The organism is Planosporangium thailandense (assembly GCF_011947195.1).
Taxonomy (GTDB): domain Bacteria; phylum Actinomycetota; class Actinomycetes; order Mycobacteriales; family Micromonosporaceae; genus Planosporangium; species Planosporangium thailandense.
On record NZ_JAATVY010000002.1, the window covers coordinates 78,879 to 92,337 of the forward strand.

The following is a 13,459-nucleotide window of genomic DNA, read 5'->3' on the forward strand; positions in this document are numbered from 1 at the left end:
AAGTTGTTGCGTTGCGAGGGCAGTTCGTTGCAGATGGACGCCACAGATCAGCAGATTGTTGCGTCACTCACCAGTGACGCCAGAGCCTCGTACGCCGACATCGGCGCCAAGGTGTCGCTGTCCGCACCGGCCGTGAAGCGGCGCGTCGACCGGTTGCGGGCGGCAGGTGTCATCAGGGGATTCACGGCCGTCATCGACCCGGCCGCGCTGGGCTGGACGACCGAGGCGTTCGTCGAGCTGTTCTGTACCGGCCGGACGACACCGGCTCAGCTCGCCGTGATGGCGCGCAAGGACCCCGCCGTCGTGGGGGCGTACACGGTCTCCGGCGAGGCCGACGCGCTCGTCCACCTGCGCGCGGCCGACATCGCCCACCTCGAGCAGGCGCTCGAACGGCTGCGCGCGGAGCCGTTCGTGACGTCGACCCGAAGCATGATCGTGCTGTCCCGGCTGATCGACCCGGTGCCCGCGTCGCCGCCGACCGGCGACTGACATCTCTGGGATGTTGGACACCTCACGGTGTCATAGGCCCGTCAGGTGTCCAAGATCGCCGAAGGGCTACAGGTACATGCCCGTGTTCTCGGCGTCGCCGCGCCTGATCGCCGGCTTGTCGCCCTCGCCGAAGAACCTCTTGCCGCCGAACTCGCCGTGCAGCCGGTCGTCCAGCTCGTCGGCGAGGCCGGTCATGACCTGGACCGCGAGCATCAGGTGGGTGGGCTGAAAGTCCCGGCCGAACACCGGCACCGACGCCCACACGGTGTCGTTGGTGCAGTACAGCCGGCCGATCGGCATCCGGTTGGTCAGCTCGGACAGCTTGACGTAGAGCCGCTCGGTCGGCTCGACCTCGGTCAGGACCGGGGAGAACACGTCGATCAGCGGCGGGTTGTCGCGTACCCGCACGAAGACCATCGCCGAGCCGGCCCGGATGCCGATGTCGCCGTCGGGGTCCACCGACAGCGCGTCCGGCGTCGTCTTGAGCAGCGTCGCGACCACCGCCGCCACCTGGTCGGCGAGCGGCAGCCGGACCAGGTCCTCGCCGAACCGGGCCAGCGCCCGGTCGGTGGCGGCCTCGTCACTCAGGTCGCCCGGTTCGTCGACGGCCAGCGGCCGCGCGGCGCCCAACGCCGGGACCGGCACGGCCGTACCGTCGGCGTCGCTCGCGGCGTACGTGAGAAACGCCGGATGCGGCGCGCCGTACACGTCACGCAGCGTCCGGGAGACGATGACCGCAAGCCGACCGGAGTCGGAGGCGGGCAGCCGCAGGCCGAAGAAGTCCCGGGAGGCGTCCAGCACCCCGGGAGGCGACCAGCCCAACGCGACCAGGGCGCCGATCGCGGCGCGATCGAGCCGGTACCCCTCGGGCAGCAGGGCGTTGCCTACCGCCGCCGCGGTCAGCGCACCGGACTCGCCGGCGGTGACGCGGACCTCGTACACGGCGTCGCCGGTGCCCGAGGCGGTCGGGTCGAGGGTGATGTCGAGGACCGTGCCGGGCGCCAACTGCGGGAAGGCAATGGCGAGCGCACGGGCGAAGTCCTGCCACGCCTCCCGCACCTTGGCCTTCAGGTCCGCGCCGGCGCTCGTGTCCTCCACATCGAGCAGCAGCCCTTCTGCGGGCAGCGGAGCGGTCGCGTCCGTCGGCTCAGCGGTCATGGTCGCCTCCCTCCCCCAAAGCCCACACCCTATCGAGTGGCGTGCGCCAGCCCTGTGCTCGCTCATCGGCGGTGGGGATGCTCACCTGTTCTCACGGCCGCGCTCACCCTGGGTGGGCGGTCCTGGTCACTCCTCGCCCGCGGGATGCTGCTCGGCCCAGCGGGCGGCGAGCTCGGTGATCGCCGCGGCGGACGCGACCGGGTCGGCGCCACGCCCGACCGCGAGGCCGAACAGGTACGCCGAGACCGGCGCGGCGGGCCGGAGCACCCCGTGGGCGACGTCACGGGCGATGTCGAGGACCAGCTTGTGCTCGTCGGGGTGGGCCGGGGTCAGCTCCAGCGCCGCCCGTACCTGCGCCGTCCAGTCGTCCAGCACGCTCATGTCCACTCCTCGGCCCGTCGGTAGTCGTCTTCGGTGTCGCAGTCGTACCACGGCGGCGGGAAGGCGGTCGCCGGGTGGTCGACCCCACGTACGCGAAGGCCGGACATGAGGGCGCGCATGGACCGGCCGGCAGGTGGGTCGAGTTCGGCGACCCGATCGCGGAGCGCAGCGGTACGCCACACCCCGCACAGCCACTGCTGGCGCCCCTCGGCGTCGACGAGGACGGCGCCGTCGAGCCCGCCGGTCGCCGCCGCCCGGCGCAGCGCGCCGATCTCCGCAGCCGTCAGGAACGGCAGGTCGGCGGCGAGAACCGCGACGAAGCCGGCGACCTCCCCCGATCCGGCAGCCTTCCCCGATCCGGCAGCCTCCCCCGATCCGGCGACCTGCCCCGATCCGGCGACCAGGGTGGCCAGGCCCGCTGCCAGCGCGGCGACCGGGCCGCCGCCCGGCGGGTGTTCCCGTGCCTGGACCACGTCGGCCGGCAGCCCGGATCGGGCCGGGCCCACCACGACCCGGGGCGCGGCGTCGGCGACGGCGTCGAGTACGCGCCGCAGCATCGGTCGGCCGCCGACGGGCAGCCCCGGCTTGTCGCGCCCGCCGAGCCGGCGGCTCTCGCCCCCGGCCAGCACGACCGCCGCGTATCCCTCCGTCACCGGTCCAGTCTGCCGGTCTGATCGCCGCGTCCGCGAACGGGTGTGCGCAGAATGGACCAATGGCACGCCGAAACGTCAGGCACATGGTGACCCGCGTCGACACCGCCGGCACCGTTCCATCGGTCCGCCGGTCCCCCGACAGCGTCGCGGCCGAGGAGCCGCTGGAGATCCGCGTCGGCCCCGCCGGGCCGGGCAAGCGGAGTCCCCTCGCGGTGACCATGCGCACCCCGGGTGACGACCTCGACCTGGCGATCGGATTCCTGCTCACCGAGGGCATCATCGGCGGCGCGGACGACGTGCACACGGCCCAGCTGTGCGCCGGCGACGACACGCCGAACACGTACAACGTGGTCGACGTCGTGCTGTCGCCCGGGGTCGCCGCGCCGCAGACCGATCCGACCCGCAACTTCTACACCACCTCCTCGTGCGGCATCTGCGGCAAGGCCAGCATCGACGCGGTGCGCACCCGCTCCCGCTTCGACGTCACGGCCGACCCGACGGTGGTCCCCGCCGGGTTGCTCGTCGAACTGCCGGACCGGCTCCGGGCGGGACAGGTCGGCTTCGAGCGCACCGGCGGGCTGCACGCGGCCGGCCTGTTCACCGCCGAGGGCAAGCTGGTGTGCCTCCGCGAGGACGTGGGCCGGCACAACGCGGTGGACAAGGTGGTCGGATGGGCGGTCCGGGAGGGGCGCCTGCCTCTCGCCGGACACGTGCTCATGGTCAGCGGGCGGGCCAGCTTCGAGCTGACCCAGAAGGCCACCATGGCCGGCATTCCGATCCTCGCCGCGGTGTCCGCCCCGAGCACCCTTGCGATCGAGCTGGCCAAGGAGGCCGGCCTCGGGCTGGTCGGCTTTCTGCGCGGGACGAGCATGAACGTGTACGCCGGCACACAGCGGATCAGTACCGACTGAGGGTCAGCCGGTCGGTGCGGACCGCCGCCGGTTGCGTCGCCGCCCGCCCCGGTGGGCGGTGCGCTCATCGAGCAGCGACGGCGGGATCGCCCGGTCCAGGGCCTCCCCGAGCAGCTGCGCCAACGAGTACCCGGGGTTGGCCGCCAGCGCGCGCTGCACCGCGACCCAGGCCAGTGCCCCGTTGCCGGATCGCCAGGCCGCGTATCCGAGAAGCGTGGCGGGAGCCGCCACCAGGTCCTCGCGCGCCCGGCGGGTGACGTCGCGCCACAGTTCCAGATGCGCCTGCAGCCGCTCGCCCGCGACAGTGATCCGCGACCAGCACAGGTCGCGCAGGTCGACGTGCACGACGAGCAGGCTCAGGCGGGCGACCTCCTCGTCGGTGAGACGGCCGCCGGCGGCGTACCTGTGCACGCCCAGGGCCAGGGCCCGCACCGCGGCGCGGCGCCGGTCACCGCCGCGCCGCCGCCCGGCGCGCCGGTCCGGCTCCGCACTCCGGTCCGGCTCCGCACTCCGGTCCGGCTCGGCACTCCGGTCCGGCTCGGCGCTCCGGTCCGGCTCGGCGCTCCGGTCCGGCTGGGCGCTCCGGTCCGGCTGGGCGCTCCGGCTCAGCTCGGCGGCGAGGTCCCGGGCCGCCCGCTCCGTGGCGCGTGCCATCGCCTCGCGTTCAGCCCCCTCGACCGGCGTCAGCGCGCGCTCCAGCGCCGCCCGGTCGGGCAGCGCGACGTGGCCGGCGTACGTCGCCGCGGCGGCCACCTCGGTGCCGGCGATGTCGTACGGGGTGCCCTCGGCCGGGCAGCACCGCGCCGAATCGCACAGGTAGGACCAGTAGCGCCCGCCCTCGACGCGCAGCATCTCGCCGATCGACACGCCGTATCCGCGTAACGCGTCGCGCAGCGGGAACACGGTCCTTGTGACGGACGCCGCCGGGCCGTACCCGATGATCAGCGCGGTGTCGACGCGCTGGCCGGCGATCGTCTCGCCGAACTGGTCGGCGAGTGCCACAGCCTGGTCGGGTGGCGCTTCCGGCGGCGGCAGATCGGCACGCGCGGTGAACACCACCCGCGTGCCGGAAAGCCCGACGATCACGACGCTGTCGGTGGGGTGGAAGCCGAGCAGGTAGGGCACGGCCGCCAGCAGGTCGGTCGGCGTGTGCAGGGTGATGCGAGAGGTCAGGAAGCTCATGACCGTCGAGCCTGCCCGCGCCACGCCCGGACGGACATGAGCGGCTTCTTCTGTGGACAACTCGTCCACAGATCGTCGGCCGGTGGTTGAACCCGACCACGCGGCCCGGTAAAGGAGCGCGGTCAGTAGCGGAAGCGAACGCCGTGGAGGTCGATCCCGTCCCGCCACCGGCCGTTGTGGTCGGTCAGATCGAGGGCCAGGGTCACCGTCGCCACCGCGTCGAACCCGGCCCGCTGCAGGCGCTGGATCGCCTCCAGGTTGCGCAGGGCGGGCGAGATGGTCAGCTCCCGCAGATTCCGGCGGCGGGCCTGCTCGGCCACGTACGCGATCAATGCCCGGCCGATGCCCTGACCACGGTGTCCGGCGGTGACCACGACCGGGTCGACGGCACCGGCCCGGCCCTGCAGGATCAGCCCGATGAAGCCGACCACCCCCTGGTCGGCCAGCTGCGCCACCCACATACCGGACAGGTCCAGGCGGGTCAGGTACTCCTCGAAGCCGGCGCCGCTCGTGGCCTCGGCCGGGCCGGCCGGACCGCCGGCCTCGCCCCCCGCCGACGGCGCGGCAGCCGGAACCGGCTCCGCCCCTGGATAGAACCGGTGGTGCTCGGACGTCAACTCGGCCCACAGCCGCCGGCAGGCGCTGTGGTCGGTCGGCCGATATCCCCGGATCACGATCGCGTCCGCTCCTCGCGTAGGCGGAAGAGTCTGCGTCATGCGCTCATAGTGACCCCATCGCAGGGCCTGCGGCACCGTTTCCTGCCCGCCACGTTTCCCGACATCAGGCACTCCGCGCCGGCGGGGTCAGCGGGCAGCGTCAGGACCGTCGGTCACCGTCCACCGCGCAGACCATCCACTCCCAGCAGGTCGCCGAGCCCGCCCACGACGGTTCCCGTGACGCGGCCGGCCGACGTCGGGGCCGAGGCGTCCGTCAGGCTCGGCAGGATGCCGGGGACGGTCGGCAGGGTGCCGGGGATGGTCGGCAGGGTGCCGGTCAGGGTCGGCGTGGGCAGCGGCAACGGCAACGGAGGCGGTGGGAGGGTCGGTAGCGGCAGGGACGGAGCGCCGCCGCCCGAGGAGTTCCCCCCGGAGTGCGACGGAGCGGGCTCCGACTGACCGCCGCTGGAGGTCTGCGCCGGCGTGGACGGCTGCCGCCCGGAGCCGGGATGCTGGCCGAATCCGCCCGTACCCGCCGGGCTTCGGCGAGGTTGCGCGGTGGGCTCCTGCGTCACCGGGCCGGGCGTCGCCGCCGCCTGGGCCGTGGTTTCGGGCATCACGCCGGTGGTCGGGTCGGGTGACGGGCCGGGCGCCGACGCGGCGGACGGCGCGGCCGTGGCGCCGCCGGTACCGGAGACCACGACCGGTACCGGCGACTGGTCGGCCACCATCGGCGACCGTGGCGCGGACGTGGGGTTGAGCTCTGCCGACCCGGCCAACACGGCGGCCAGCATCGGGACGGACGCGAGCCCGACGAGTACCGCGGCGACCATCGGGTAGGGGCGGGCGACGGACGTGACGCGCTGTCGCTTGGCGCGGTGCCGGACCAGGTACCGACCCTTGGCACGGTGCCGGACAATTTGGCGTGGCTCCGTGGCGTACACGGGAGGACTCCTTCGGGGTGCCGGGCGCTCGCCTCGGCGCCCGCGCGGCGGGGGTGCCGCTCCGGCTAACACCGGGAGCGACGAGGCCAGCCCACTATGTTCAACGTGCGTACCGCTTTCACGACTCGGCGCTACCGACGTGACTTTCCGAATGTCCCGAACCACACTGGTTTGTGGGCATCCACGATCACATACAACCCAGAGATCACCGATCCACACTGTGGGGATCGTCACCCCGTCTGCCATGCTGATGGCGACGACACCGGACGGAGCCCGCATACCCTGCGAGCAACGCTCCGGGGCCGTCGCTCCCGGACGCGACGGGTGCCGCGAAGTCCCGCCGCGTCCGAAGCTGCGCACCGCCCCGACCGGGCCGGCCGCGCCAGCTCGCAACCCGCTGGGTCGGCAAGGCCAACCCGTTGCCGACGCGAGACACGACAGGGAGAAACGGATGGCTAAGGGCAACGCAGCCCCGGCCCGGACGAGGGGCGGGGCGAAACCCACGCCCGCGCCGGAGTTCGTGCAGCTGCTCACCCCCGAGGGGGAGAGGGTCGACCACCCCACGTATTCGGTCGACTTCACCGATGCGGAATATCGCGACCTCTACCGCGACCTCGTCATCGTCCGCCGGTTGGACGCCGAGGCGACCGCCCTTCAGCGGCAGGGCGAGCTGGGCCTGTGGGCCAGCTTGCTGGGCCAGGAGGCGGCCCAGGTCGGCTCCGGCCGCGCGCTGCAGCCCCAGGACATGGTGTTCCCCACGTACCGTGAGCACGGCGTGCTCTACTGCCGGGGCATCGACCCGATCATGCCGCTCGGCCTGTTCCGCGGCGTCGACCAGGGCGCGTGGGACCCCAACGAGTTCAAGTTCAACATGTACACGATCGTCATCGGCGCCCAGACGCTGCACGCCACCGGGTACGCCATGGGCGTGGCCAAGGACGGCAAGGTCGGCGGCCCGGACGGGGAAGCCGTCATCGCCTACTTCGGCGACGGCGCGACCAGCCAGGGCGACGTGAACGAGGCGTTCGTCTGGTCGAGCGTGTTCAACGCTCCCATCGTCTTCTTCTGCCAGAACAACCAGTACGCGATCTCGGAGCCCCTTGAGCGCCAGACCCGGGTTCCGCTGTTCCAGCGCGCTGCCGGCTTCGGTTTCCCCGGCGTCCGCGTCGACGGCAACGACGTGCTCGCCGTGTACGCGGTCACCCGCGACGCCCTCGACAACGCACGGCAGGGCCAGGGCCCGACCCTGATCGAGGCGTACACGTACCGCATGGGCGCGCACACCACCTCCGACGACCCGACCCGCTACCGCATCGCCAGCGAGGTCGAGGCCTGGCAGGCCAAGGACCCGATCAAGCGGGTACGCGCCTTCCTGGAAAAGCAGAAGCTGGCGGACGACGCGTTCTTCGACCAGGTCGACGAGGAAGCCCGGGCGCAGTGCATCCACCTGCGCGAGCGGGTGCTCAGCATGCCCAACCCGGCGCCGCTGACCCTGTTCGACCACGTCTACGCCGACGGGTCGCCGCTGCTGGACGCCGAACGTGAGCAGTTCGCGACGTACCTCGCGTCCTTCGAGGGGAGTGAGCACTGATGACCGAGAACCTCACCCTCGGCAAGGCCCTCAACGCCGGCCTGCGGCGCGCCCTCGAGTGCGACGACAAGGTGCTCATCATGGGCGAGGACGTCGGCAAGCTCGGCGGCGTCTTCCGCATCACCGACGGCCTGCAGAAGGACTTCGGCGAAGAACGCGTCATCGACACGCCGCTGGCCGAGTCCGGCATCATCGGCACCGCCGTCGGCCTGGCGATCCGCGGGTACCGGCCGGTCTGCGAGATCCAGTTCGACGGGTTCGTGTACCCCGCGTACGACCAGATCGTGTCCCAGGTCGCGAAGATGCACTACCGGTCACGGGGCAAGGTCAAGATGCCGATCGTGATCCGCATTCCGTTCGGTGGCGGCATCGGCGCGGTCGAGCACCACTCCGAGTCCCCCGAGGCCTACTTCGCCCACACCGCCGGGCTCAAGGTCGTCTCGTGCGCCAGCCCGGCCGACGCGTACTGGATGATCCAGCAGGCCATCGCCTCCGACGACCCGATCGTGTTCCTGGAGCCCAAGCGGCGGTACTGGGAGAAGGGCGAGGTCGACACGGACCGCCCGGCCGCCTCCTTCCCGCTGCACGCCGCGCGGGTCGTACGGCCCGGCACCGACTGCACCGTCGTCGCGTACGGTCCGATGGTGCGCACCGCGCTGGACGCGGCGACCGCCGTCGAGGGCGAACGCTCACTCGAGGTGATCGACCTGCGTTCACTGTCGCCGTTGGACCTGGAGCCGGTCTACGAGTCGGTCCGCAGGACCGGCCGGCTGGTCGTGGTCCACGAGGCACCGTCCAACCTGGGCCTGGGCGCCGAGGTCGCGGCCCGCGTGACCGAGCGCTGCTTCTACTCGCTCGAAGCGCCGGTGCTGCGCGTCACCGGGTTCGACACGCCGTACCCGGCGGCCCGGGTCGAGGACGAGTACCTGCCCGACCTCGACCGCGTGCTCGACGGCGTCGACCGGACGTTCGGGTGGTGACGATGTCGCGCATCAAGGAGTTCCCCCTGCCCGACCTCGGCGAGGGCCTCACCGAGGGCGAGATCCTGAAGTGGCTGGTGAACGTCGGCGACACCATCGAGCTCAACCAGCCGATCGTCGAGGTGGAGACCGCGAAGGCGGCGGTCGAGATCCCGGCGAAGTGGGCCGGCCAGGTCAGCGCCATCTTCCACGCCGAGGGCGAGACGGTCGAGGTCGGCACCCCGATCATCGCGATCGACACCGCTCCGGGGGCGGGCCCGGTGGATGAGCCGGCCGGGCGTCCCGCTCCGTCGGCCGAGTCCCTGGCCGCCGTGACCGTCGCCCCCGCCGAGGGCATGGTCGAGCCCGGTATGACCGGCGGCGGGCGTACCCCGGTGCTCGTCGGGTACGGCCCGCGGACCACGGCCGCCAAGCGGCGCGCGCGCCGGACCGACGGGAGCGAGAGCAAGGCCACGGGCGGGAGCGAGAGCAAGGCCACGGGCGGGAGCGAGAGCAAGGCCACGGGCGGAGCGGCCAACGGGACCGTCACGGTCGACCGGCCGCTCGCCAAGCCGCCGGTACGCAAGCTCGCCAAGGACCTCGGTGTCGACCTGTTCGCCCTGACCGGCACCGGCCCTAACGGTTCGATCACCCGGGAGGACGTGCAGGAGGCCGTGCGGCCCGCGGCCCCGACGGCCGCGCCGGTGGCGGCGACGGCCGCGAGCTTCGGGCCGGATCGGGAGCAGCGCATCCCGGTCAAGGGCGTCCGCAAGCTGACCGCGGAGAACATGGTGGCCAGCGCGTTCACGGCGCCGCACGTCACCGAGTTCCTCACCGTCGACGTGACCCGCTCGATGCGGGCGCTCGACCGACTGCGCGAGATGCCCGACTGGCGCGACGTACGGGTCTCGCCCCTGCTGCTGGTCGCCAAGGCGGTCATGGCCGCCATCAAGCGGTACCCCATGATCAACTCGACCTGGGCAGGCGAGGCGATCGTCGTCAAGGAGTACGTCAACCTCGGCATCGCGGCGGCGACCGAACGAGGCCTGATCGTTCCCAACATCAAGGACGCCGGCCGGCTCACCCTGCGTGAGCTGGCCGACGCCATGACCGCCCTGGTCACCACCGCGAAGGAGGGGCGGACCTCACCGGCCGACATGAGCGGCGGCACGTTCACCATCACCAACGTGGGCGTGTTCGGAGTGGACACCGGAACGCCGATCCTTCCGCCAGGTGAGTCCGCGATCCTGGCCTTCGGCGCGGTCCGCGAGATGCCGTGGGTGCACAAGGGGAAGGTCAAGCCGCGGCAGGTCACCACGCTCGGCCTGTCGTTCGACCACCGGATCATCGACGGGGAGCTGGGTTCGAAGTTCCTCCGTGACGTCGGTGCGTTCCTGACCGACCCGGAAGCGGCCCTGCTCGCCTGGGGCTGACCACCTCACGTCAGCCGCCCGGCTGGCGCCCGCTCGACAACGGCTCCCGTGCCCGGTTCGCAAACCGGACACGGGGGCCGTTTCACTTCTCCGGCACTCTTTAGTAACTGAGGCGATACGGCCAAGCAACCTCAGAATCTTCGGTACGTGCGCGAGATCACCTAATAATCGATGGAATTCGCGCTGCGGATGGGCTGTAATGGAAACACCCCGAACAGTCCGAGCAGGAGCGAACACAATGAGCACCTTGATTGACCGGTACCGCGCCCGGCGCAACACCGCCCGTCGCCGCGAGGCGATCGAGCGTGCCCTTGCCGAAATCAACTCGCGCGCCGTCCGGGCCGAGCTGATGGAGCTCGCCAGCCGCTGACCTCATCCCTCCTGAAGCCGTCGACCCGACCAGGCATCGCCTGTCGGGTCGACGGCTTTTGGGTGCGATAGCGACACCTCCACCCCAGCGGTGGTCGGCCCCAGGTAGGTTGAGCACTGCCGCCTTCCCGACGACGAGGACGCCGTCGCCGACGGGACCCGATCCCCCGGGAGGGCGGTCAGGTACGCGATGGAGGAGGCACGCATGTCGCACGACGCGAGCCCTACCGGCCACGAGCCGGCGGAAGGTTATGCGGGTGCCGGCTCACCGTGGGCGGGCACGCCCGACCAGGATGAGCCCAAGGCCACCGAGGGGGGCGGCACGGCACGTGCCCGCGCGTCGGTACCGCAGGCCAGGGGAAGCGCGTCGGTGCAGTCCTCCATGCCACAGCCCCCCGCGCCGCAGCCACCTATGGCGCAGCCCCCCATGCCACCGGCGGCGGGCGACGAGCACGACGGGTGGCAGGCGCAACAGGGCGAGCAGAACGGCCGGCCCGGCCCGTACCCGCCCGCCGGCCCGCCACCGCAGGGCTACATGCCACCGCCCCCGGCGTCCGGCAGCGCTTCCGTGCCGCCGCGGCCGACCGGATCGGCCCAGGTTCCGGGCATGCCGCCCGCCGGCTACGCACAGGTTCCACCGCCACCGCCACCGACCCCCGTCTCGCCCGGCGCCGGGTACGCCCAGGTACCGCCCCCCGCACCTGTCTCACCCAGCGCCGGGTACGCGCAGGTACCGCCACCCGCCCCCGTCTCGCCAGCCGCCGGACATGCCCAGGTGAGCCCGCCAGCCGGCAGCTTCCCCGGGTTCGCCCCGGCCGGACAGCCGCCACAGGGATACGGACCGTCCGAGCACGAGTACGCCCCGCCGCCCCAGGCGTTCGACCCTGCCCAACCGCCCCAGGCGTTCGACCCTGCCCAACCGCCCCAGGCGTTCGAACCCGGGCAGCCGTACGGCCAGGCGACGCAGGCTTTCAACCCGGAGCAGCCGCCGTTCAACCCTGAGCCGCCTTTCAGCCCGGAGCAGTCGCCTTTCAGCCCGGCCAGTCCGGAGCAGCCGCCATACGGGTCGCCCGCGCAGGCGTACGTCCCCAACCCGCCGACCCAGGCGTTCAACCCGGCGCAGGAGTACGGCCACCAGACCCAGGCGTTCAACGCCCGGGAGTACGGCCACGAGACCCAGGCCATCAACCCGGCGCAGCCGTACGGGTCGCCGGGCGAGACTTACCCCGCGCAGGACCCGGTGGGGTTCCCGGTTCCTCCGTTCGAGCCGCAGCGCGAGATGCCGACCAACGTCTACGGCACGCCGAGCGCCCCGCCGGCGCAGGGCTACGACCAGCAGGGCTACGACCAGCAGGGGTACGACCAGCAGGGGTACAGCCCTCAGGGCTACGAGCAGCAGGGGTACGCCCCTCAGGGCTACGGGCAGCAGGGGTACGGCCCCCAGGGCTACGGGCCTCAGGGGTACGGGCAGCAGGGCTACGGCGACCCAGCGTCGACGGACGACGCCGGTGCTGCGCCGGACGCCGAGCCGGAGGGTGGCAAGAAGCGCCTCCTGCTGATCCTCGCGCTGGTCGCGGCGATCGCCGTGCTCGCCGCGATCGGCACGGCGGTCACGCTGGCGATGCGCGGATCGAGCACAAGCTTCGCGATCAACGACTGCGTGAAGCAGAGCGGCAGCAAGGCGGTCAAGGCGTCCTGCTCGGACAGCGGCGCTTACAAGGTCGTCAACAAGGTCTCGCAGCAGAACCAGTGCCCGGACGCCAACCAGCCCTTCGTCGTCATTTCCCACAACAACGGCAAGGACGATGTCCTCTGCCTGCGGCCGGCCAACCAGAAGTAGGCCGGGACACGGCCTCAGGGAAGATCCACTCCACACAGGCGGTCGTGGACGCGTCAGCGTCCACGACCGCCTGTCGTCTGCATGCCTCGCGGCAGGGAACCACCGTTGTCGTTCGGAACCCACTTGACACGTCGCTATCCTGGCTCAAATACTCGACCCAGAGTATTTGAGCCAGGGTAGTGAAGGGAGGGCGCATCGTGGCGAGCCGTGGCCGGACCAATCCGCTGGCGCTCGCCGTGCTCACACTGCTCTACGAGCGCCCGATGCACCCGTACGAGATGTCCAGCACGCTCCGCGAGCGGGGCAAGGAAGACAGCATCAAGCTCAACTACGGCTCGCTGTACTCAGTGATCGAGTCACTCCGCAAGCGGGGACTCGTCACGACCCAGGAGGTCGTGCGCTCGGGCCGGCGCCCGGAGCGGACGGTCTACGCCCTCACAGCGGCCGGCAAGGCAGAGATGATCGACTGGTTGAGCGATCTGGTCGCCCAGCCGGTCAAGGAGTTCCCCCAGTTCGAGGCCGCGCTCTCCCTGCTGCCCACGCTCCCCCTCGAGGACGCGATCAGGCTGCTGGAATCCCGGCTGCGCCGCCAAACGGACATCATGCAGACCGGGGACGCCATGTTGGCGAACGCCCGCGACCAGGGTTTCCCGCGACTGCTTCTGATCGAATCCGAGTTCAGGCAGGCGCTCCTCAAGGCGGAGATCCGGTACATCCGGACGCTGGTCGACGAGCTCAAATCCGGAGAGTTGACCGGTGTCGACTTCTGGCGCCGCATGGACGAACTCCGAAACTCCGGGCTGCCGCGAGAAGAGGTCGCAGCCCGGGTCGCCGACATGATCAAGGAGGGAACCACCTGGCTCGACGGCCACAGTAACGATTAGGAGCCTCTG

At 71.7% G+C, this 13,459-nt stretch carries 14 protein-coding genes; 8 read left to right on the top strand and 6 right to left on the bottom strand.

The features are described 5' to 3' along the window. Nucleotides 1-27: 27 nt before the first annotated feature. Nucleotides 28-489: an Lrp/AsnC family transcriptional regulator gene (locus HC031_RS03135; RefSeq protein ID WP_167923632.1), complete on the top strand. Its 462-nt coding sequence runs from the start codon at nt 28-30 to the stop codon at nt 487-489. A 66-nt stretch (nt 490-555) separates the two neighbouring features. Here HC031_RS03135 and HC031_RS03140 read toward each other — a convergent pair whose 3' ends face one another. The 3 genes from HC031_RS03140 to mobA all read right to left on the bottom strand — a co-directional run bounded on the left by HC031_RS03140 (nt 556) and on the right by mobA (nt 2,681). After that, nucleotides 556-1,647, bottom strand: coding sequence for a YbjN domain-containing protein (locus HC031_RS03140; protein WP_167923633.1), 1,092 nt, complete (start codon nt 1,645-1,647; stop codon nt 556-558). Between the two features lie 126 nt (nt 1,648-1,773). Then, on the bottom strand, nt 1,774-2,028 hold the full coding sequence (locus HC031_RS03145) for a DUF6457 domain-containing protein (RefSeq protein WP_167923634.1): 255 nt from the start codon (nt 2,026-2,028) through the stop codon (nt 1,774-1,776). Then, entirely contained in the window at nt 2,025-2,681 is a 657-nt protein-coding gene (gene mobA, locus HC031_RS03150) for a molybdenum cofactor guanylyltransferase (protein WP_338090462.1), read from the bottom strand. Before mobA ends, HC031_RS03145 begins: the two co-directional genes overlap by 4 nt. A 59-nt stretch (nt 2,682-2,740) precedes the next feature. Here mobA and fdhD point away from each other — a divergent pair, with 59 nt between their 5' ends. Continuing rightward, complete coding sequence (gene fdhD / locus HC031_RS03155) at nt 2,741-3,592, top strand: formate dehydrogenase accessory sulfurtransferase FdhD (protein ID WP_167923636.1); 852 nt, start codon at nt 2,741-2,743, stop codon at nt 3,590-3,592. Nucleotides 3,593-3,595: 3 nt separating this feature from the next. On the opposite strand, the gene HC031_RS03160 is transcribed toward fdhD, so the two are convergent. The 3 genes from HC031_RS03160 to HC031_RS03170 form a co-directional block, all read right to left on the bottom strand. Next, nucleotides 3,596-4,774: a DUF4192 domain-containing protein gene (locus HC031_RS03160; RefSeq protein WP_167923637.1), complete on the bottom strand. Its 1,179-nt coding sequence runs from the start codon at nt 4,772-4,774 to the stop codon at nt 3,596-3,598. A gap of 122 nt (nt 4,775-4,896) precedes the next feature. Beyond that, a complete protein-coding gene (locus HC031_RS03165) occupies nt 4,897-5,490 on the bottom strand; it encodes a GNAT family N-acetyltransferase (protein ID WP_205862208.1) in 594 nt (197 codons plus the stop codon). A gap of 113 nt (nt 5,491-5,603) precedes the next feature. Beyond that, the gene (locus HC031_RS03170; protein ID WP_167923638.1) at nt 5,604-6,374 is read right to left on the bottom strand and encodes a hypothetical protein; all 771 of its coding nucleotides are present in this window, start codon (nt 6,372-6,374) and stop codon (nt 5,604-5,606) included. Nucleotides 6,375-6,825: 451 nt separating this feature from the next. Here HC031_RS03170 and pdhA point away from each other — a divergent pair, with 451 nt between their 5' ends. The 6 genes from pdhA to HC031_RS03195 all read left to right on the top strand — a co-directional run bounded on the left by pdhA (nt 6,826) and on the right by HC031_RS03195 (nt 13,450). Continuing rightward, entirely contained in the window at nt 6,826-7,965 is a 1,140-nt protein-coding gene (gene pdhA / locus HC031_RS03175) for a pyruvate dehydrogenase (acetyl-transferring) E1 component subunit alpha (protein WP_167923639.1), read from the top strand. Beyond that, complete coding sequence (locus HC031_RS03180) at nt 7,962-8,945, top strand: alpha-ketoacid dehydrogenase subunit beta (RefSeq protein ID WP_167924012.1); 984 nt, start codon at nt 7,962-7,964, stop codon at nt 8,943-8,945. Before pdhA ends, HC031_RS03180 begins: the two co-directional genes overlap by 4 nt. 2 nt (nt 8,946-8,947) lie before the next feature. After that, the gene (locus HC031_RS03185; RefSeq protein WP_167923640.1) at nt 8,948-10,357 is read left to right on the top strand and encodes a dihydrolipoamide acetyltransferase family protein; all 1,410 of its coding nucleotides are present in this window, start codon (nt 8,948-8,950) and stop codon (nt 10,355-10,357) included. A gap of 238 nt (nt 10,358-10,595) precedes the next feature. Further along, nucleotides 10,596-10,727 (top strand): hypothetical protein, encoded by a 132-nt coding sequence (locus HC031_RS33770; RefSeq protein WP_277349621.1) that lies wholly within the window; start codon nt 10,596-10,598, stop codon nt 10,725-10,727. Nucleotides 10,728-11,138: 411 nt separating this feature from the next. Then, nucleotides 11,139-12,566: an LppU/SCO3897 family protein gene (locus HC031_RS03190; protein ID WP_167923641.1), complete on the top strand. Its 1,428-nt coding sequence runs from the start codon at nt 11,139-11,141 to the stop codon at nt 12,564-12,566. A 197-nt stretch (nt 12,567-12,763) separates the two neighbouring features. Further along, complete coding sequence (locus HC031_RS03195) at nt 12,764-13,450, top strand: helix-turn-helix transcriptional regulator (RefSeq protein WP_167923642.1); 687 nt, start codon at nt 12,764-12,766, stop codon at nt 13,448-13,450. Nucleotides 13,451-13,459 lie beyond the last annotated feature (9 nt).